Annotated in this window: 20 protein-coding genes; 15 read left to right on the top strand and 5 right to left on the bottom strand. The window is 62.7% G+C overall.

Going from position 1 to position 18,560, the window contains the following annotated elements; translation table 11 throughout:
• Positions 1-185: 185 nt before the first annotated feature.
• The 9 genes from mdcA to madM all read left to right on the top strand — a co-directional run bounded on the left by mdcA (position 186) and on the right by madM (position 7,313).
• Positions 186-1,856: a malonate decarboxylase subunit alpha gene (gene mdcA / locus QRN41_RS07345; protein WP_167417837.1), complete on the top strand. Its 1,671-nt coding sequence runs from the start codon at positions 186-188 to the stop codon at positions 1,854-1,856.
• Positions 1,857-2,690 carry a triphosphoribosyl-dephospho-CoA synthase gene (locus QRN41_RS07350; RefSeq protein WP_167417836.1) on the top strand — a complete coding sequence of 278 codons (834 nt, stop codon included), beginning with the start codon at positions 1,857-1,859 and terminating at the stop codon, positions 2,688-2,690. It begins immediately after the preceding gene.
• Positions 2,690-2,989, top strand: a complete 300-nt coding sequence (locus tag QRN41_RS07355) for a malonate decarboxylase subunit delta (RefSeq protein WP_167417835.1) — start codon at positions 2,690-2,692, stop codon at positions 2,987-2,989. The genes QRN41_RS07350 and QRN41_RS07355 overlap by 1 nt, the downstream gene beginning before the upstream one ends.
• Entirely contained in the window at positions 2,982-3,824 is an 843-nt protein-coding gene (locus QRN41_RS07360; RefSeq protein WP_167417834.1) for a biotin-independent malonate decarboxylase subunit beta, read from the top strand. The genes QRN41_RS07355 and QRN41_RS07360 overlap by 8 nt, the downstream gene beginning before the upstream one ends.
• A complete protein-coding gene (mdcE, locus tag QRN41_RS07365; RefSeq protein ID WP_167417833.1) occupies positions 3,821-4,591 on the top strand; it encodes a biotin-independent malonate decarboxylase subunit gamma in 771 nt (256 codons plus the stop codon). Before QRN41_RS07360 ends, mdcE begins: the two co-directional genes overlap by 4 nt.
• Positions 4,585-5,181 carry a malonate decarboxylase holo-ACP synthase gene (locus QRN41_RS07370; protein WP_167417832.1) on the top strand — a complete coding sequence of 199 codons (597 nt, stop codon included), beginning with the start codon at positions 4,585-4,587 and terminating at the stop codon, positions 5,179-5,181. The genes mdcE and QRN41_RS07370 overlap by 7 nt, the downstream gene beginning before the upstream one ends.
• Positions 5,178-6,083, top strand: a complete 906-nt coding sequence (gene mdcH, locus QRN41_RS07375; protein WP_167417831.1) for a malonate decarboxylase subunit epsilon — start codon at positions 5,178-5,180, stop codon at positions 6,081-6,083. The genes QRN41_RS07370 and mdcH overlap by 4 nt, the downstream gene beginning before the upstream one ends.
• Before the next feature lie 67 nt (positions 6,084-6,150).
• Complete coding sequence (madL, locus tag QRN41_RS07380) at positions 6,151-6,543, top strand: malonate transporter subunit MadL (RefSeq protein WP_167417830.1); 393 nt, start codon at positions 6,151-6,153, stop codon at positions 6,541-6,543.
• A 5-nt stretch (positions 6,544-6,548) separates the two neighbouring features.
• Complete coding sequence (madM, locus tag QRN41_RS07385; RefSeq protein ID WP_034139907.1) at positions 6,549-7,313, top strand: malonate transporter subunit MadM; 765 nt, start codon at positions 6,549-6,551, stop codon at positions 7,311-7,313.
• On the opposite strand, the gene QRN41_RS07390 is transcribed toward madM, so the two are convergent.
• Complete coding sequence (locus tag QRN41_RS07390; RefSeq protein ID WP_040267021.1) at positions 7,310-8,224, bottom strand: LysR family transcriptional regulator; 915 nt, start codon at positions 8,222-8,224, stop codon at positions 7,310-7,312. The two genes, madM and QRN41_RS07390, sit on opposite strands and share 4 nt — an antisense overlap.
• Positions 8,225-8,367: 143 nt before the next feature.
• Between QRN41_RS07390 and trhA the strand changes: the two genes are divergently transcribed.
• Complete coding sequence (trhA, locus tag QRN41_RS07395) at positions 8,368-8,985, top strand: PAQR family membrane homeostasis protein TrhA (protein ID WP_167417829.1); 618 nt, start codon at positions 8,368-8,370, stop codon at positions 8,983-8,985.
• Here trhA and QRN41_RS07400 read toward each other — a convergent pair.
• Entirely contained in the window at positions 8,980-9,882 is a 903-nt protein-coding gene (locus tag QRN41_RS07400) for a LysR family transcriptional regulator (RefSeq protein ID WP_034101245.1), read from the bottom strand. The genes trhA and QRN41_RS07400 overlap by 6 nt on opposite strands.
• A 106-nt stretch (positions 9,883-9,988) precedes the next feature.
• Here QRN41_RS07400 and QRN41_RS07405 point away from each other — a divergent pair, with 106 nt between their 5' ends.
• From QRN41_RS07405 to QRN41_RS07415, 3 genes are read left to right on the top strand one after another with little or no spacing between them, the layout of a single operon-like run.
• The gene (locus QRN41_RS07405) at positions 9,989-11,230 is read left to right on the top strand and encodes a D-amino acid dehydrogenase (protein WP_034101244.1); all 1,242 of its coding nucleotides are present in this window, start codon (positions 9,989-9,991) and stop codon (positions 11,228-11,230) included.
• Between the two features lie 10 nt (positions 11,231-11,240).
• A complete protein-coding gene (locus tag QRN41_RS07410) occupies positions 11,241-11,591 on the top strand; it encodes a RidA family protein (RefSeq protein WP_034101243.1) in 351 nt (116 codons plus the stop codon).
• Positions 11,592-11,646: 55 nt separating this feature from the next.
• Complete coding sequence (locus QRN41_RS07415; protein ID WP_425326829.1) at positions 11,647-12,519, top strand: transporter substrate-binding domain-containing protein; 873 nt, start codon at positions 11,647-11,649, stop codon at positions 12,517-12,519.
• Between the two features lie 160 nt (positions 12,520-12,679).
• On the opposite strand, the gene QRN41_RS07420 is transcribed toward QRN41_RS07415, so the two are convergent.
• Positions 12,680-13,399 (bottom strand): 16S rRNA (uracil(1498)-N(3))-methyltransferase, encoded by a 720-nt coding sequence (locus QRN41_RS07420; protein ID WP_034101241.1) that lies wholly within the window; start codon positions 13,397-13,399, stop codon positions 12,680-12,682.
• Between the two features lie 69 nt (positions 13,400-13,468).
• Positions 13,469-14,875 (bottom strand): adenosylmethionine--8-amino-7-oxononanoate transaminase, encoded by a 1,407-nt coding sequence (locus QRN41_RS07425; RefSeq protein WP_034101240.1) that lies wholly within the window; start codon positions 14,873-14,875, stop codon positions 13,469-13,471.
• A gap of 273 nt (positions 14,876-15,148) precedes the next feature.
• Here QRN41_RS07425 and QRN41_RS07430 point away from each other — a divergent pair, with 273 nt between their 5' ends.
• On the top strand, positions 15,149-15,700 hold the full coding sequence (locus QRN41_RS07430; protein ID WP_167417827.1) for a cytochrome b: 552 nt from the start codon (positions 15,149-15,151) through the stop codon (positions 15,698-15,700).
• A 32-nt stretch (positions 15,701-15,732) separates the two neighbouring features.
• Positions 15,733-16,311 (top strand): YceI family protein, encoded by a 579-nt coding sequence (locus tag QRN41_RS07435; protein ID WP_034139649.1) that lies wholly within the window; start codon positions 15,733-15,735, stop codon positions 16,309-16,311.
• Positions 16,312-16,529: 218 nt separating this feature from the next.
• Here the strand turns inward: QRN41_RS07435 and rhlE2 are convergent, their stop codons facing one another.
• Positions 16,530-18,401, bottom strand: a complete 1,872-nt coding sequence (gene rhlE2, locus QRN41_RS07440) for an RNA helicase RhlE2 (protein ID WP_167417826.1) — start codon at positions 18,399-18,401, stop codon at positions 16,530-16,532.
• Positions 18,402-18,560 lie beyond the last annotated feature (159 nt).

Raw genomic sequence — 18,560 nt, forward strand, 5'->3', positions numbered from 1 at the left:
TGGGTCCACTGAGCACATGTGGGAGGGGGCAAGCCCCCTCCCACATTTAGATTTTCTTTTGGCTCGGCCAAGCCTTTGCTGATACTCCATTACTCCAGCCGTAATGGTTCGCCGCCCAGCTTGATTGATGGCCCCCTGAATCGCTCCTAAGGTACAGCCCACGACAGCAAACCCGTGGAGCGACCATGACAACAACAATAACCCCCGACTCGCGCTGGACGCGGCGGCGCGACGAGAAGCTACGGCGGCTCGGGCGGGTCAAGCAGTATGCAGACGGGGCGGTGTTGCCCAGTGACAGAATCGTGCAAGCGCTGGAGGCGCTGATCCTCCCCGGCGACCGTGTGGTGCTTGAGGGCAACAACCAAAAGCAAGCTGACTTCCTCTCCCGCTCCCTGGCCAAAGCCGACCCGGCCATACTTCACGATTTGCACATGATCATGCCCAGTGTCGGGCGGTCCGAGCACTTGGATCTGTTTGAAAAAGGTATCGCGCGCAAGCTCGACTTCTCCTTTGCCGGCACCCAATCCCTGCGCATCAGCCAGTTGCTCGAAGATGGCTTGCTGGAAATCGGTGCGATCCACACCTACATCGAACTCTATGCGCGACTGGTGGTGGACCTGATCCCCAACGTCGTACTCTCCGCCGGTTTTATGGCCGACCGCGCCGGCAATATCTACACCGGCGCCAGCACCGAGGACACCCCCGCGCTGATCGAGCCCGCAGCCTTCAGCGATGGCATTGTGATCGTGCAGGTCAACCAGTTGGTGGACGACGTCACCGACCTGCCCCGTGTCGACATCCCCGCCAGTTGGGTGGATTTTGTGGTGGTGGCCGACAAGCCGTTCTACATCGAGCCGCTGTTCACCCGCGACCCTCGCCACATCAAGCCCGTGCATGTGCTGATGGCGATGATGGCGATTCGGGGCATCTACGAAAAACACAACGTGCAGTCGCTCAACCACGGTATCGGTTTCAACACTGCCGCCATCGAACTGATCCTGCCCACCTACGGCGAATCCCTGGGGCTGAAGGGCAAGATCTGCCGCAACTGGACCCTTAACCCGCACCCAACGCTGATCCCCGCCATCGAAAGCGGTTGGGTGGACAGCGTGCATTGCTTCGGCACCGAGCTGGGCATGGAAAACTACATCGCCGCGCGCCCGGATGTGTTCTTCACCGGCCGCGATGGCTCCATGCGCTCCAACCGCATGGTCTGCCAACTGGCCGGCCAATACGCGGTGGACCTGTTTATCGGCGCCACCCTGCAAGTCGATGGCGACGGGCATTCCAGCACCGTGACCCGTGGTCGCCTTGCCGGCTTTGGCGGGGCGCCGAACATGGGCCACGACCCGCGCGGCCGTCGCCATGGCACCCCGGCGTGGCTGGATATGCGCCACGGCGACGCACCGCAAGCGCTGCTCGAACGCGGCAAAAAACTGGTGGTGCAGATGGTTGAAACCTTCCAGGAGGGCGGTAAACCGACCTTTGTCGACACCCTCGATGCCGTGGAGGTGGCGCGCAAAAGCGGCATGCCCCTGGCGCCGATCATGATTTACGGTGACGACGTTACCCACTTGCTCACCGAAGAAGGCATCGCCTACCTGTACAAGGCGCGGTCCCTGGAAGAGCGCCAGGCGATGATCGCCGCCGTCGCCGGGGTGACGGCCATTGGTCTGCGTCACAACCCTAAAGACACCGCGCGCATGCGCCGCGAAGGCTTGATCGCCTTGCCCGAAGACCTCGGCATCCGCCGCACCGACGCCACCCGTGAGCTATTGGCCGCCAAGAGCGTGGCCGACCTGGTGGACTGGTCCGGTGGCTTGTACAACCCGCCCGCCAAATTCAGGAGCTGGTAAATGCGCGCCCTCAAACTGCACGAACTGAGTCTGGCCGATCGCCTGGCGGATATGGCCGTCGATGCCCTGATCGACGAAGCCGACCTGTCGCCCAAACCCGCGCTGGTGGACCGTCGCGGTAATGGCGCCCACTGCGATTTGCACCTGGGCCTGATGCACGCGTCGGCGCTGTCGCTGTGGCCGATGTTCAAGGAAATGGCCGAAGCGGCGATTGAGTTCGGCGAAGTCGGTTTGCCACTGCGCGAAGCCCTCGGTCGTATTGGCCGCGACGGCGAGCAGGCCATGCTCGTCACCACCGGTGGGGTGAACACCCATCGCGGTGCGATCTGGGCCCTCGGCTTGCTGACCGCATCGGCCGCTCTGGCCCCGCGTGCCATAACGCTGACCGCCGCCCGCTTAGCGCTGCTCAACGACCGTTACGCACCTCAACCGCTGAGCCACGGCGCCCAGGTCGAGCAACGTTACGGCGCGCGCGGTGCCCGTGAAGAAGCGCAGCTGGGCTTCCCCGCCGTGACCCAACGCGGCTTGCCGCAACTGCACAAGAGTCGCCGCCAGAACGCCGGTGAGCAGAACGCGCGTCTTGACGCCTTGCTCGCAATCATGACCGAGCTGGCCGACACCTGTGTGCTCTACCGCGCCGGCACCGAAGGCCTACAAGCCATGCAACACGGCGCCCAAGCGGTGCTCGACGCCGGCGGCAGCGCCACCCTGGCCGGCCGCCGCCGTCTACACGAACTGGACAACCAACTCTTGGCTCTGAATGCGTCCCCTGGCGGCGCCGCCGACTTGCTGGCCGCTTGCCTGTTTATCGACCGCCTCGACGGAGCGTTGTGATGGAAACCTTATCCTTTGAATTCCCCGCCGGGCAGCCGCTCAAAGGCCGCGCGCTGGTCGGGTGCGTGGGCTCCGGTGACCTGGAAGTGCTGCTGGAACCGGGCACGCCCGGGCGACTGACCATTGAGGTGCAAACATCGGTGAACGGTGCCGAACAGCGTTGGCAGCACCTTTTCGAGCGCATCTTCCAAGAACAGATGCCACCGGCGATGCACATTGATATCCATGACTTCGGTGCCACCCCCGGCGTGGTGCGTCTACGCCTGGAACAGGGTTTCGAGGAGATCGGCCATGACTGACCTGCTGACCAAACACAGCTTCGTGGAACTGGGCGCTCGGCAACGGGCCAAGGCCCTGTTGGATGCCGGCACCTTTCGCGAGTTGATCGACCCGTTTCAACGGGTCATGTCGCCCTGGCTCGGCCGCCAGGGCGTGGTGCCCCAGGCCGATGACGGGGTGATCATCGCTAAGGGCAGTATCGGTGGCATGCCGGTGGTAGTAGCGGCCATCGAAGGTAACTTCCAGGGCGGCAGCCTCGGTGAAGTCGGCGGTGCAAAAATCGCCGGTGCGCTGGAACTGGCCGCCGACGATAACCGCAACGGCATCCCCACCCGCGCCGTGCTGCTCCTGGAGACCGGCGGTGTGCGCTTGCAGGAAGCCAATCTGGGCCTGGCCGCAATTGCCGATATCCACGCGGCCATAGTCGACCTGCGCCAGTACCAGCCGGTGATCGGTGTGGTGGCCGGCAGCGTTGGCTGCTTTGGCGGTATGTCCATCGCCGCGGGGTTATGCAGCTATCTGGTGGTGACCCGCGAGGCACGCCTGGGCCTCAATGGCCCGCAGGTGATCGAACAGGAAGCCGGGTTGGACGAATACGACTCGCGCGATCGGCCGTTTATCTGGAGCCTGACCGGTGGTGAGCAGCGCTTCAACAGTGGCCTGGTCGACCGTTATGTCGCCGACGATATGGCGCAGATCCAACAGACCGTCACCGCGTTGATGCACGCAGGCTTGCCCGCTCAACAGCGCAGTCGGCAGGTCGATTTCTACCTCGCACGCCTGGCTGAGCTGGACACCACGGCGCAAATCGTCCCGGCGGCGGTTTGCGAACTGTATCAGGGAGAACGCCCATGAGAGGGTTGCAGTGGTTCAACGCATTGAGCGCCGGCGCTCCACTGGTAGACGGTTTGCCGGAGTCGCTGAGGGTTGCCGACGGTGTATTGGGTGAGCAACCGGTGCGCTTTGTCGCCGTGGTCACGGACGTACAAAACCGCTTCCCTCGGGCGCGCAATGGCGAAGTCGGCCTGCTCGAAGGCTGGGGGCTGGCCAAGGCCGTCGATGAGGTCATCGCCCGTGGCGACAAACGCCCCATCATCGCCATCGTCGATGTGCCCAGCCAAGCCTACGGCCGTCGCGAAGAAGCCCTCGGTATCCATCAGGCCCTGGCCGCTGCCGCCGACAGTTATGCCCGTGCACGTCTGGCCGGGCACCCGGTGATTGCGCTGTTGGTGGGCAAGGCCATGTCGGGTGCGTTTCTTGCCCACGGTTATCAGGCCAACCGCCTGATCGCCCTGCGCGACCCGGGTGTGATGGTGCACGCCATGGGCAAGGTCTCGGCCGCGCGGGTGACCTTGCGCAGCGTTGAGGAGCTCGAAGCCCTGGCCGCCAGCGTGCCGCCCATGGCCTATGACATCGACAGCTATGCCAGCCTCGGTCTGCTGTGGGAGACCTTGTCGGTCAGCCGGATCGAACAGCCCACGGCGGACGATGTGGCGCGGGTCAGTGACTGCCTGGTGAATGCGATCAAGGATGTCGGCAGCAGCGATTTGCGCGGGCGCCTGGGCGCGACGAACCGCGCGGCCTCCAGCCATGTGCGCCAACTGCTGCGGGAGCAATGGTGAACGCCCATGACCTGCTCTGGGGCATGAGCCCGGCGCACCTGCCTGCCGATGCACCGGCCTGGGCGGTAGACGCGATCAGCGCCGGTCACCCGGTGGTGGTGCGCCGTGCCATCGCCGAACTGGGTTACGTGGCGGTCGGTGTGCGCGGACGCTTGCGTGAGCAGCGTTTCGCCGCCGAGATGCCGCTGGCGGCGGTGCAGCGGCGCGTGGCCCCCGAAGCCCTGCGCGACGTGGTTTCGTCACGGGATTTACCCGCGCTGCAAGCGCTCGCTCAATTGCGTTCGGTACTGGAGCAAGAGACATGGGGCGTCAGCGGTAGCGCAGGGTTTGAATTGGCCACCGGTATCGAAGCCTTGCATGCCCGAAGCGATCTGGATTTGATCCTGCGTACGCCCAAGCGTCTTGAACGCGCCGATGCTGAAGACCTGCTGGCAATCCTGGACACGACGGTGTGCCCCGTCGATCTGCAATTGCAAACCCCGTTCGGCGCAGTCGCCTTGCGCGAATGGGCCAGCGGCTCACGCCGCGTGCTGCTGAAGACCGCCAGCGGCGCACAGCTTGTGCTCGACCCCTGGCAGGCCGTGGCATGAGCAGCCTGCTGGTGTTCCCAGGGCAGGGTGCCCAGCGAGCAGGCATGCTCCAGTCCTTGCCCGAACCTGTGCTGGAAGAAGCCAGCGATGCCCTGGGCGAAGATGTACGCCAGCTCGATTCAGCCCATGCCCTGGCCAGCACCCGCGCCGTGCAACTGTGCCTGTTGATCGCCGGTGTGGGCCATGCACGCCAGTTACAACGCACCTCGGATTACGTCGCCGGCCTGTCTATCGGCGCTTATCCGGCGGCGGTGGTCGCCGGTGCCCTGGAGTTTGCCGACGCGGTCAGGCTGGTCAGTCTGCGCGGCGAATTGATGCAGCAGGCTTATCCACAGGGCTACGGCATGACCGCGTTGATCGGTCCGGCGCTATCCACGGTCGAGGCGCTACTGGCCGAGGTCCACACGCCGCAGACCCCGGTGTACCTGGCCAATATCAACGCCGACAACCAAACCGTGATCGCCGGCAGCGACGCGGCGATGCAGCGTGTCGCAGAACGCATCAAAGGTAACGGCGTTGCGCGGCGCCTGGCGGTCAGTGTGCCGTCCCACTGCGCGCTGCTGGAGCAACCCGCCCAGCGCTTGGCCGAAGCGTTTGCCCAGGTATCGCTCAAAGCGCCGCGCACCACCTACCTGAGCAGCACCCGCGCGCGGCCGATTCACAACCCCGAACACCTGCGCGACGACCTGGCCTTCAACCTGTGCCGCGTGGTCGACTGGCGCGGCACTGTGCAAAGCGCCTACGAGCGCGGTGTGCGCTTGCAGATCGAACTGCCACCGGGCGCCGTGCTCACTGGCCTCTCGCGCCGGGTGTTTGAGCAAGGCACGGTGATCGCCTGCGAAGGAGCACGTCTGGACACTCTGCAGGCTTTGCTGGAAGAGGAGGAGCGCCGCCACCGATAAAGCACTACCCAAGGCTTTCGAAGCACAACAACAACAATTTCGATCGAGCACTTTGAGGACAACAACAATGATTATTTACGGTGTGGCGTTTTTGGCGCTGTGTACGTTGACCGGCTTGTTTATCGGTGAACTGCTGGGCAAGTGGATGGGCATTCCGGCCAACGTCGGCGGGGTTGGGATTGCCATGCTGCTGTTGATCGGCCTGGGCAGTTATCTGGGTAACCGCGGGTTGTTTACCGGCAAATCCGAGCAAGGTGTGAGCTTTTGGGCCGCAATCTACATTCCGATTGTGGTGGCCATGGCCGCCCAGCAGAACGTTTATGGCGCCATCAGCGGCGGCCCCATGGCGATACTGGCTGGAACGTTGGCCGTGGTACTGGGCTTTGCCCTGGTACCCGTGCTGGTGCGTATCGGCAATCGCGAGCCGAGCGCGACCGTTCACACTAAAGAAGCCGGGTGATTGCCATGTATGAATCCATGATGAAAGTGATTACTGGCTACGGCCTGATCAGCGGTTTCGCCGTGATTGGCCTGACCATGTGGGTCTCGTACTGGCTTTCCGATACCTTTACCAAAGGGCGTTTGCACGGTTCGGCCATCGCTATTCTGCTGGGGTTGGTGCTGTCGTACGTGGGCGGAGCATTTACCGGGGGCTCCAAGGGGGTCGTGGACATCCCGCTGTTGTCGGGCATCGGCCTGCTGGGTGGGGCGATGCTGCGCGACTTCGCCATTGTCGCTACGGCTTTCGGCGTGAGCGTCGATGAGCTCAAGCGCGCAGGGTTCGTGGGCGTGCTTGCGCTGTTTTTCGGGGTGGGCTCCTCGTTTGTCGCTGGCGTGGCGGTGGCCATCGGGTTTGGCTACACCGACGCGGTCAGCCTGACCACCATCGGTGCCGGCGCGGTCACCTACATCGTCGGCCCTGTGACGGGGGCGGCGATCGGTGCCAGCTCCGAAGTCATGGCGCTGTCCATCGCCGCCGGGTTGATCAAGGCGATCCTGGTGATGGTGTTGACGCCGTTCGTGGCGCCGTTCATCGGCCTTAATAACCCGCGCAGCGCAGTGATTTTCGGAGGCTTGATGGGCACCTCCAGCGGTGTGGCCGGCGGGTTAGCGGCGACCGATCCGAAACTGGTGCCCTATGGCTGCCTGACTGCGGCGTTTTACACCGCGCTGGGGTGCTTGCTGGGCCCGTCGCTGTTGTTTCTGATTGTGCGTGGGCTTGCCGGTTAACTACCGCGATTGGCATACATCCGACACTCCGCGAGCAACGCCAGCAAGTTCGGGTCGCGCTCCTTGGCCTTCAAAAACACTACGCCGATATGCTGCTGCAACCGATAGCGCGGTTGCAGTGGTATGAGCTTCACGCGGTTCTCATAGACCGCCGCAATCCGCCCCGGCAACAGTGCATAGCCCACGCCTGAACTGACCATGCTCAGCAAGGTGAAGATGTCATTGACCTGCATCGCCACCTTCGGCTCGAACCCCGCCTGCTTGAACACCCGATTGCCATCCTGATGGGTGGCGAAGCCTTGGGTGAGGGTGATGAAGGTGGCGTCGCGCACGTCCGCCAGGTCGATTTGCTGTTCGCGGTCGAACGGCGAGTCGGCCGGTGTGGCGAGGAAAATATCGTCGCAGAACAGCTCGATCTGCTCGCAGTCCGGGTCGCTGGCGTGTTCGTCGAGGGAGATGAGAATCGCGTCCACCTCCATGTTCTTGAGCTTGTAGAGCAGGTCGAAATTGGAGCCGAGGATCAGGTCGATATTGAGTTCGCTGCGGCGAATCTTCAGGCCCATGATCAACTGCGGCACGGTTTTGACAGTCAGCGAATACAGCGAGCCCAACTTGAAACGCTCGGCAGAGAACCCGGCGGCTTCGCGGGTCAGGCGCACGCTGTCGACCACGTCGGCTACCAGTCTCTGCGCACGTTCTTCCAATACGTAGGCGCTTTCCAGCGGCGTAAGGTTGCGCCCCTCGTGTTTGAACAATGGGCAGCGCAGGGCGTTTTCCAGGGAATGGATGGCTCGGTGCACGCTGACGTTGCTGGTCTGCAGCTCGGCCGCGGCACGGGTGAGGTTGCCGGTGCGCATGAACGCCAGGAAGATTTCGAGTTTCTTGAGGGTGAGTTCTTCGTCGATCAGCATGGCCGTGGCTCGGGTTCGCAAGGGCTCGATTGTGCCCGCAAATGCGCGCGGCGTCCTCGGAACGTCACATGGCACTTGCACTCTGATGCCCAAGGCCGGAGGCTTGCGGCCAGTCGTCAACGGTTACGGGAGGTCAGTGACACATGTACCACGGGGAACGATTCAACGCCTGGAGCCATTTGCTCGGTGCTGTCGCGGCGTGTATTGGCGCCGTATGGATGCTGGTGGTGGCCAGTCTGGATGGCAGCCCCTGGAAGATCGTCAGCGTGGCGATCTATGGTTTTACGCTGATGGTGCTGTACAGCGCGTCCACCGTGTACCACAGCGTGCAGGGGCGGCGAAAAGAGATCATGCAGAAGGTCGATCACTTTTCCATCTACCTGTTGATTGCCGGCAGTTACACGCCGTTTTGCATGGTGACCCTGCGCGGGCCATGGGGCTGGACGCTGTTCGGGATTGTGTGGGGGCTGGCGGTGATCGGCATTTTGCAGGAGATCAAACCGCGTTCCGAGGCGCGCATTTTGTCCATCGTCATTTATGCGGTGATGGGCTGGATTGTGCTGGTGGCGGTCAAGCCGCTGATGGCCGCGCTGGGCACGGCGGGGTTTATCTGGCTGGCAGCGGGCGGCGTGCTGTACACCGTTGGCATCATCTTTTTTGCCCTGGAGCACCGCCTGCGGCATTCCCATGGGATCTGGCATTTGTTCGTGATCGGCGGCAGCGTGCTGCATTTCGTGGCGATCATGCACTACGTGCTATAGCCGCTGCAGCATCGCGTCGGCGCGCTGGCCGAAGATCTCCAACAGCTTGGCCAGCGTGTGCGGTGGCGGCTCATCGGCGCGGGTCAGGGCGTAGAGGGTGATCGGCAGCGGTGGGGTCAGCGTGCGGATGCAGGTGGTGGCGGGGGAAGCGCCGAGGGCGGTGAAGGGGTCGATTACCGTCAGCCCGGCGCCGGACTCGACCATGGCCCGCGCCAGGGCGTAGGTCTGCACCGAGAGGGTCACGCGCGGTGGTGGCGTGACGCTTTCCAGATAATTGTCGAGCCTGGCCGACAGCGGGTCGGCGCTGGACAGGCCAATCAGCGGCGCGCCGGCCAGGTCCGTCAGGGCCAATGGCGTGCTCAGCGCCTCCTCGGGCCAATAACCCTTGGAGGCCAGCGCCACCAGCGCACCGTTGGCCAGCACTTGGGTGGTCAAGCCCGGATGGCCGGAGAAGTTGAGGGTCAACGCCAGGTCGATCTCGCGCATCAACAGTTTTTGCACCAGCTCGCGGCTATGGTCGCTGGACAGTTCGCAGGCAATGTCCGGGTAGTCGCGCTTCCATTCCAGAATCGCCGGCGGCAGCAGGGCCAGGGCCAATGCCGGAATCGCACCAATGCGCACGCTATGCCCCGGTGCGCTGCGCAGGCTCTTGGCCAGGCGCCGCACGCCTTGCAGGCTCTCGGTGACTTTCTCGACTTCCCGCTCCAGCGCCAAGGCTTCCGGAGTTGCCTGCAATTTACCGCGCACCCGCAGAAACAGCGGAAAGCCCAGCTGCATTTCGGCATGTTGCAGCACCTTGGTCACCGCCGGCTGCGATACATGCAGCAACTGCGCGGCGGCACTGACGGAGCCGGTCTGGCGGATAGCCTGGAAGATTTCGATATGACGCAAGCGCATGGCACGTCCATAACCTTTGTTTATAGGCGACCTATCTTTATTCATTGTCGGTGGCGTGTCACCTGCCCCTACGCTGGGGCCCTCTCAATCAACGGCAGGGGCGAGCATGGCCAGGCAGGTTTGCATTATCGGCGGTGGGGTCATCGGCTTGGCCAGTGCGTACGCGCTGGTGCGTGCCGGTCATGAGGTCACGGTGATCGACGCGCGCGAGCGCCTCGGCAGCGAAACCAGCTTTGCCAACGGTGGGCAATTGTCTTACCGCTACGTCGCGCCGCTGGCCGATGCCGGTGTGCCGCTGCAAGCGATTGGCTGGCTGCTGCGCGGTGACTCGCCGTTGAAACTGCGCCCGCGTCTGGACCCCCAACAATGGCGCTGGATGGCGGCGTTTGTCGGCGCCTGCCGAGGCTCGGTGAATAAACGCAACGCCGCGCACCTGCTGCGTCTGGCGACCCTGAGCCAAAACACCTTGCAGCAATGGCGCGTCGACGATCGCCTGGACGGCTTCGACTGGCGGCGCAATGGCAAGCTGGTGGCCTTTCGCAACGCGACGACCTTTGAGCATGCGCGCAGCAAGGTCACCGACATCCTGCAACAACAGGTGCTGTCCGCCCTGGACTGCGCACGCCTGGAGCCGACGCTGGCGGCGGGCGGTTTTGTCGGCGGTATCTACACGCCAAACGAGGAAGTCGCCGATTGCCATGCGTTCTGTCAGCGTCTGGCGGCGCGCCTGGAGGCATCAGGGCGTTGCACATTTATGTTGGGGCGCAAGGTCACCGGTATTCGTCATGCCGAGGGGGCGGTGCAGGCGCTGGAACTGGGCGAGGAGGTCATGCCGGTGGAGCACCTGGTGCTGGCCGCCGGGCACCGCAGCGCTGAATTGGCGTTGCCTGGCGTGTCGCTGCCGTTGTATCCGCTCAAGGGCTACAGCCTGAGCGTGCCGATAGGCGAGCAGCATCGCGCTCCGAACGTGAGCATCACCGACTACGATCGCAAGATCGTCTACGCACGCATCGGCGAACAATTGAGGGTGGCGGCCATGGTGGATATCGTCGGTTTCGACGCCAGCCTTGAGCCTAAGCGCCTGGCGCTGATGAAACGCCAGGCGATCGAGACTTTTCCTACCGCTGGTGACTATAGCCATGCGCTGGAATGGGCCGGCATGCGCCCGGCCACGCCAACCGGTGTGCCACTGATCGGCGCGAGCGTTTACCGCAACCTGTGGCTCAACCTGGGCCACGGCGCCCTCGGTTTTACCCTGGCCTGCGGCAGCGGCCAACTGCTCGCCGAACTGATCGGCCAGCACCAACCTTCCATCGATATGCAGGGCCTTTCGCCCCGCGCCGCGTGAGGACGCATCCATGACCCTCCAACGAATCAACACCAACGAACGCCTCAGCGGCGCTGTGACTTTCAATGAGCTGGTGTTTCTGTCGGGCCAGGTGCCGGGTGACGGCCAGGACGTGGCGACCCAGACCCGCGAAGTCTTGGCCAGGATCGACGCGCTGTTGGCCCAGGCCGGCAGCGACAAGGACCACTTGCTCAATGCGACCATCTATCTCAAGGACATCGACAGCGGTTTTGCGCCGATGAATGAAGTGTGGTCCGCGTGGCTGACGCCGGGGATGGCGCCCACCCGGACCACCCTGCAAGCCCAGCTCGCACGGCCGAGCGTGCTGGTGGAAATCAGTGTGATTGCTGTACGTAAATAACCAAAAAAACCAACGGAGCATAACAATGAAAAAAATCCTGTTGACCGGCTGCGCGATGGGGCTGTTGTGGGGCGCGCAGGCCGTGGCAAACGAAGCGGCCTTGAGCGGTACGCTGAGCAAGATCGCCAACGCCAAGTCGATTACCTTGGGTTATCGCGACGCCTCGGTACCGTTTTCGTACGTGGGCGACCATAGCGGCAAACCCATGGGCTATTCGGTGGACCTGGCGAACAAGATCGTCGAACGCATCCAGCAGAAAACCGGGGTGCCCAACCTCAACGTCAAATTCAACCTGGTGACCTCCCAGACCCGTATCCCGCTGGTGCAGAACGGCACCGTCGACCTGGAATGCGGCTCCACCGGCGTGACCGCCGAACGGCAGAAGCAGGTGGCGTTTTCCTACGGGTTTATCTACGTGAAGGGCCAGTTGCTGACTGCCAAAGACAGCGGCATCAAGGGGTTTGCCGATCTGCAGGGCAAGAACGTGGTGACCACCGCCGGCACCACCAACGAGCGCTTCCTCAAGAGCTACAACGCCGAGCACAAGGCCAATATCTTTGTGATCAGCGCCAAGGACCATGGCGAGGCATTCAAGATGCTTGAGACTGGCCGCGCGGCCGCGTTCTACATGGACGACGCGCTGCTCTACGGCGAACGCGCCAAGGCCAAAGACCCGCACAACTGGGTGGTGGTAGGCGAGGAGCAGTCGCGGGAGATCTACAGCTGCATGGTGCGCAAGGATGACCCGCAGTTTCTGGCGGTGGTCAACGAGACCCTCGGTGACCTGTACCGCAGCGGGGAAATCAACGGGATTTACCAGCGCTGGTTTGAACAGCCGATTCCGCCCAAGGGCTTGAACCTTGAGTTCCCGATGACCAGCGAGCTGAAGGCGATCATTGCCAAGCCGGTCAGCGACCCGTTGGAGTGATGTGCTGATGTGGTAACCCAATCTAACTGTGGTAGCTGGCTTGCCTGCGATAGCATCACTCAAGTGTTACTGAAAGACCGAGGTGACTGCATCGCGGGCAAGCCCGGCTCCCACACAAGCCCGCTCCCACAGTTTTGATTGGGTTTGCAAAGTAAGGGCGTTAGAAGTCGCCCCAGAGTTGTTGGGCCACGGCCAATGCAACAACGGGAGCGGTTTCGGTACGCAACACCCGCGGCCCAAGGCGGGCGGCGTGGTAGCCGGCGGCTTGGGCTGTTTCGACTTCATTGTCGGTCAGCCCACCTTCTGGCCCGATCAAAAACGCCAGGCTCGACGGCTTGGCATGGCTGATCATCGGTTCAGCCACCGGGTGCAGCACCAGCTTCAGGTCCGCCGCGGTTTGCTTCAACCAATCGGCCAGCAGCAGCGGCGGGTGAATCACCGGCACCGTCGAACGCCCGCATTGCTCGCACGCGCTGATCGCCACCTGGCGCCAGTGCAGCAGGCGCTTGTCGGCGCGTTCGTCCTTGAGGCGCACTTCGCAGCGTTCGCTGAAAATCGGCGTGATCGCGTTGACCCCAAGCTCGGTAGCTTTCTGGATCGCCCAATCCATCCGCTCGCCCCGGGACAGGCCCTGGCCGAGGTGGATGTGCAGCGGGGATTCGGCCTGGCCCGCGAAGCTTTCGCTCAGTTGCACGGTGACGCGCTTCTTGCCGACTTCCAGCAAGCTGCCGAGGAATTCCTGGCCCGAGCCGTCGAACAATTGCACGGCGTCGCCTTCGACCATGCGCAACACGCGGCTGATGTAATGCGCCTGGGCCTCGGGCAGTTCTACGTCGCCGAGGCTCAGCGGGGTGTCGGTGAAAAAGCGGGACAATCTCATTTCTGTTCTCTGGAAAATTCTGTGCAGGAGCAAGATAACGGTGGCGAGGGTGCCTAAAAAGGTGGGGAATCAACCCGGATCGCGAAAGCCTGGGTGGAAGTCCTGTGGCACTGCGACGCTGACGCTGCTGTTGGTGGCGATGTCTATGCCTTCACTGGCCACTTCGGCCAGGAAGTCAATTTGCTCCGGCGTGATCACATAGGGCGGCAGGAAATACACCACGCTGCCCAACGGCCGCAGCAACGCGCCGCGCTCCAGGGCGTGTTCGAATACCTTCAGGCCACGGCGTTCCTGCCATGGGTAGGCGGTCTTGGTGGCTTTGTCCTGGACCATCTCGATGGCCAGCACCATGCCGGTCTGGCGCACTTCTGACACATGGGGGTGGTCCACCAGGTGCGCGGTGGCGGTGGCCATGCGCTGGGCCAGGGCCTTGTTGTTCTCGATGACGTTGTCTTCTTCGAAAATATCCAGGGTCGCCAACGCCGCCGCGCACGCCAGCGGGTTGCCTGTGTAGCTGTGGGAATGCAGGAAGGCGCGCAGGGTCGGGTAGTCGTCGTAGAACGCGCTGTACACGTCCTCGGTGGTCACCACGGCGGCCAAGGGCAGATAGCCGCCGGTAAGGGCCTTGGACAGGCACAGGAAGTCCGGACGGATGCCGGCCTGTTCGCAGGCGAACATGCTGCCGGTGCGGCCGAAGCCTACGGCGATTTCGTCATGGATCAGGTGCACGCCGTAGCGGTCGCAGGCTTCGCGCAGCAGCTTGAGGTACACCGGGTGATACATGCGCATGCCGCCGGCGCCCTGGATCAGCGGCTCGACGATCACCGCAGCGATCGTGGCATGGTGCTCGGCCAGGGTCTGTTCCATGGCCAGGAACATCGTGCGTGAGTGTTCTTCCCAGCTCATACCCTCGGGGCGCAGGTAGCAATCTGGGCTGGGTACTTTGATCGTGTCGAGCAGCAGCGCCTTGTAGGTTTCGGTGAACAGTGGCACATCGCCCACCGACATCGCGGCGATGGTTTCGCCGTGGTAGCTGTTGGTGAGGGTCACAAAGCGCTTTTTGTTCGGCAGGCCGCGGTTGAGCCAATAGTGGAAGCTCATTTTCAGCGCGACTTCGATGCACGACGAACCGTTATCGGCGTAGAAGCAACGGGTCAGGCCCTCGGGCGTCATCGCCACCAGGCGCTCGGACAGCTCGATCACCGGCTGGTGGCTGAAACCGGCGAGGATCACATGTTCCAGTTGATCGACCTGGTCCTTGATGCGCTGGTTGATGCGCGGGTTGGCATGCCCGAACACGTTGACCCACCAGGAGCTGACGGCGTCGAGGTAGCGCTTGCCTTCGAAGTCTTCCAGCCACACGCCCTCGCCACGCTTGATGGGGATCAGCGGCAATTGCTGGTGGTCTTTCATCTGGGTGCAGGGATGCCACAGCACCGCCAGGTCGCGTTGCATCCACTGGTTGTTCAGGCCCATCGTGTCTCTCCTCGAAGCGGTCCTGCGACCGGCGCAGGTGAAACAATCGCGCAAGCCTATGCAAAGCAGGGCGGTGTCACAACCCATGGCGTGTGAATTGGCAGTAAACACAGGACGGACTGTCACGTTTCTCAGGAATAGTCCTTAATCCTTGGTTAACTTATCGTGCCTAGGCTCTAGATCGCATTTCTCGATATTTCAAAGCGAAATTTTCCGCTTTAATTCGATAGTTAACACGCTAGTCTTGGGCGCAGCTCTTACGGGATTAAGTACATGCAGCTACGTAACTCACCGGCCCGGTATGGCTGGGTCAGCATGGTTTTGCATTGGGGCGTAGCCCTGGTGGTGTTTGGTTTGTTCGCCCTGGGCCTGTGGATGGTCGGACTCGATTACTACAGTGCCTGGCGCAAAGAGGCGCCGGACCTGCACAAGAGCATTGGTATCACGCTGTTTGCCGTGATGCTGGTGCGGATCGTCTGGCGCTTGATCAGCCCGCCGCCACCGCCGCTGGCCAGTTACAGCCGCCTGACCCGTATCGGCGCGGCGTTTGGCCACATGTTCCTGTACGTCGGCCTGTTTGCGGTAATGATCGCCGGTTACCTGATTTCCACCGCAGACGGTGTCGGTATTCCGGTGTTTGGCCTGTTTGAAATTCCTGCCTTGGTTTCCGGTCTACCGGACCAGGCAGACAACGCGGGTCTGGTGCACTTGTACCTGGCCTGGGTATTGGTGGTCTTCGCCGGTTTGCACGGCGTGGCTGCGTTGAAACACCACTTTATCGATCGTGATGCGACCCTGACGCGAATGCTGGGGCGCAAAGCCTGATGTTCAACCTCGACTCACAAGGAATAGAAAGCATGTTGAAAAAGACACTCGCTGCACTGGCAATCGGTACTGCTTTGCTGTCCGCAGGCCAGGTCATGGCGGCTGACTACAAGATCGACAAAGAAGGCCAGCACGCCTTCATCGACTGGAAAATCAGCCACCTGGGCTACAGCTTCATCCACGGTACCTTCAAGGACTGGGACGGCACGTTCAGCTGGGATTCGGCCAAGCCAGAAGCCAGCAAAATTGCAGTCGACGTGAAAACCGCCAGCCTGTGGTCCAACCACGCTGAGCGTGACAAGCACATCGCCAGCAAAGACTTCCTCGACGTCTCCAAGTTCGCTGACGCCAAGTTCGTGTCCACCGCCGTTAAATCCACCGGCGACAAAACTGCTGACGTGACCGGCGACCTGACCCTGCACGGCGTGACCAAGCCTGTTACTTTCAAGGCCACGTTCAACGGTGAAGGCAAAGACCCATGGGGCGGCGAGCGTGCCGGCTTCAACGCCAAGACCACGCTGAACCTGAACGACTTCGGCATCAAAGGCCCAGGCCCGTCCTCCCAGACCCTGGACCTGGATATCTCGCTGGAAGGCGTGAAGCAGAAGTAATTCTGCGCAGTTAAAAAAACCGGATCTCAGGATCCGGTTTTTTGTGTCTGGAATGCGCTCAGTGTGGGAGGGAGCTTGCTCCCGATGTCATTGGCTCGGTCTGCCGGCTGATACTGATACACAGCTATCGGGTAAGCCTCCTCCCATATTTGTTTTGTTGAGCCCAAAAAAATGCCCCGTCTCGAAAGAGCGGGGCATTTTTTATACTGTGTAGAAACTCAGCGGTTGCGGGTCAGCAACGCTGGTTTCTCGCCACGAGGACGGCCGGGCAATTGATCCAATTGCTCTGGAGTCGGGAAACGATCGACCTTCGACTCCTTGTGGATAATCTTCGGAGCGGGGCCGCCACGCGGGTTTTGCACGGCTGGCTCGGACGAACGTGATTGGTCGTCACGGGCCGGGCGGCGATTACGCGAGTCTTCGCGACGGGCCTGGCCATCACGCGGTGCACCGTTGCGTGGGCCATTGCGCTTGGCTGGCGGGGTGCCGGTGGTGCCGCCGCTGCTGTTACGCGGACCATTCTGACGGCCGCCCTGTGGCTGACCGCCGCGGGGAGCGCCCGCGCCCTGTGCCGGAGCACCTGGGCGACGGCCACGGCCCTGGGCCGGCTTGGCCTGAGGGACGTAGTCAACGCGGTTACCGAAGTTATCCACATCGTCGTCGAGGAACTCGTCCGGAGCGCGGTCAGCGGCGGCGCGTGGCGGTTGGGTCGGCTGGCGCTGTTCGCGGGCCGGGGTGCCTTCGCGGGGCTTCTGCTCACGGGCCGGGCGTTCGCCACGTCCGTTGCTGGCGGATTTTTCCTTGCCCTTGTCCTTGCCCTTGTCGCGACGACCGCCGCCACCGCCACCGCCGTTCGGGCCATCGCCCTTCGGACCGCGCGGGTTGCGTGGGTTACGCACATCGGGACGCTCGCGCGCCTCAGGCTTCTCGGCTTCTACGGTGCTGGCATCGAAGCCCATCAGGTCGCCGTCGGCGATTTTCTGCTTGGTCATGCGCTCGATGCTTTTCAGCAGTTTTTCTTCGTCCGGCGCCACCAGGGAGATGGCTTCGCCCGAACGACCGGCACGGCCGGTACGGCCGATACGGTGCACGTAGTCTTCATCGACGTTCGGCAGCTCGAAGTTGACCACGTGTGGCAATTGGTCGATATCCAGGCCGCGGGCGGCGATATCGGTGGCCACCAGGATGCGCACGGTGCCGGCCTTGAAGTCGGCCAGGGCTTTGGTGCGCGCGTTCTGGCTCTTGTTGCCGTGGATGGCGACGGCGGTCAGGCCGTGCTTGTCCAAGTACTCGGCCAGGCGGTTGGCGCCATGCTTGGTGCGGGTGAACACCAGGACCTGTTCCCAGGCGCCAGCGGTGATCAGGTGGGCCAGCAGCGCACGTTTGTGGCTGGCGGGCAGGCGGAACACGCGTTGCTCGATACGCTCGACCGTGGTGTTCGGCGGCGTGACTTCGATGCGCTCCGGGTTGTGCAGCAGCTTGCCGGCCAGGGCGGTGATGTCCTGGGAGAACGTTGCCGAGAACAGCAGGTTCTGACGTTTGGCCGGCAGGCGGGCGAGGACTTTCTTCACGTCATGGACGAAGCCCATGTCGAGCATACGGTCGGCTTCGTCCAGCACGAGGATTTCTACGTGGGACAAATCGACGCTGCCCTGGCCGCACAAGTCGAGCAAACGACCGGGGCACGCCACCAGCACGTCGACACCACGGGACATGGCCTGAACCTGAGGGTTCATGCCGACGCCGCCGAAGATGCAGGCGCTGACGAACTTGAGGTCGCGGGCATACAGCTTGAAGCTGTCATGGACCTGGGCGGCGAGTTCGCGGGTAGGGGTCAGGACCAGTACGCGCGGTTGGCGCGGGCCGTGACGCTGGGATTTGTCCGGGTGACCGTTGGGGAACAACCGCTCCAGGATAGGGAGGGCGAAACCGCCGGTTTTACCAGTACCTGTCTGGGCTGCGACCATCAGGTCGCGACCTTGCAACACGGCGGGAATGGCCCGCTGTTGCACGGGAGTAGGCTCGGTATAGCCCGCTGCCTCGATGGCGCGGACTAAAGCCTCGGAGAGACCGAGGGAAGCAAAGGACATGAGTAATCCTGTTTTAGTTAGGGCTTGGCCCAAAGGGATAATCTTGCCGGGCGTGAATGGCGCTTAGGGGAGCGAAATCCCGTCCGGTCCTGCTGCGTCTGGCGAGCACTCCACCGGCTCGCGCGGGCTGCAAAGCTGCGCTGTAGCGGGGTTGGGTGC

Origin of the sequence: Pseudomonas sp. efr-133-TYG-23 (assembly GCF_030209215.1) — a bacterium.
Classification (GTDB): Bacteria; Pseudomonadota; Gammaproteobacteria; order Pseudomonadales; family Pseudomonadaceae; genus Aquipseudomonas; species Aquipseudomonas rhodesiae.

Bases quoted from the DNA above. Each gene is read 5' to 3' on its own strand.
- mdcA (WP_167417837.1), top strand. From the start codon at position 186: ATGACAACAACAATAACCCCCGACTCGCGCTGGACGCGGCGGCGCGAC.
- QRN41_RS07350 (WP_167417836.1), top strand. From the start codon at position 1,857: ATGCGCGCCCTCAAACTGCACGAACTGAGTCTGGCCGATCGCCTGGCG.
- QRN41_RS07355 (WP_167417835.1), top strand. From the start codon at position 2,690: ATGGAAACCTTATCCTTTGAATTCCCCGCCGGGCAGCCGCTCAAAGGC.
- QRN41_RS07360 (WP_167417834.1), top strand. From the start codon at position 2,982: ATGACTGACCTGCTGACCAAACACAGCTTCGTGGAACTGGGCGCTCGG.
- mdcE (WP_167417833.1), top strand. From the start codon at position 3,821: ATGAGAGGGTTGCAGTGGTTCAACGCATTGAGCGCCGGCGCTCCACTG.
- QRN41_RS07370 (WP_167417832.1), top strand. From the start codon at position 4,585: ATGGTGAACGCCCATGACCTGCTCTGGGGCATGAGCCCGGCGCACCTG.
- mdcH (WP_167417831.1), top strand. From the start codon at position 5,178: ATGAGCAGCCTGCTGGTGTTCCCAGGGCAGGGTGCCCAGCGAGCAGGC.
- madL (WP_167417830.1), top strand. From the start codon at position 6,151: ATGATTATTTACGGTGTGGCGTTTTTGGCGCTGTGTACGTTGACCGGC.
- madM (WP_034139907.1), top strand. From the start codon at position 6,549: ATGTATGAATCCATGATGAAAGTGATTACTGGCTACGGCCTGATCAGC.
- QRN41_RS07390 (WP_040267021.1), bottom strand. From the start codon at position 8,224: ATGCTGATCGACGAAGAACTCACCCTCAAGAAACTCGAAATCTTCCTG.
- trhA (WP_167417829.1), top strand. From the start codon at position 8,368: ATGTACCACGGGGAACGATTCAACGCCTGGAGCCATTTGCTCGGTGCT.
- QRN41_RS07400 (WP_034101245.1), bottom strand. From the start codon at position 9,882: ATGCGCTTGCGTCATATCGAAATCTTCCAGGCTATCCGCCAGACCGGC.
- QRN41_RS07405 (WP_034101244.1), top strand. From the start codon at position 9,989: ATGGCCAGGCAGGTTTGCATTATCGGCGGTGGGGTCATCGGCTTGGCC.
- QRN41_RS07410 (WP_034101243.1), top strand. From the start codon at position 11,241: ATGACCCTCCAACGAATCAACACCAACGAACGCCTCAGCGGCGCTGTG.
- QRN41_RS07415 (WP_425326829.1), top strand. From the start codon at position 11,647: ATGGGGCTGTTGTGGGGCGCGCAGGCCGTGGCAAACGAAGCGGCCTTG.
- QRN41_RS07420 (WP_034101241.1), bottom strand. From the start codon at position 13,399: ATGAGATTGTCCCGCTTTTTCACCGACACCCCGCTGAGCCTCGGCGAC.
- QRN41_RS07425 (WP_034101240.1), bottom strand. From the start codon at position 14,875: ATGGGCCTGAACAACCAGTGGATGCAACGCGACCTGGCGGTGCTGTGG.
- QRN41_RS07430 (WP_167417827.1), top strand. From the start codon at position 15,149: ATGCAGCTACGTAACTCACCGGCCCGGTATGGCTGGGTCAGCATGGTT.
- QRN41_RS07435 (WP_034139649.1), top strand. From the start codon at position 15,733: ATGTTGAAAAAGACACTCGCTGCACTGGCAATCGGTACTGCTTTGCTG.
- rhlE2 (WP_167417826.1), bottom strand. From the start codon at position 18,401: ATGTCCTTTGCTTCCCTCGGTCTCTCCGAGGCTTTAGTCCGCGCCATC.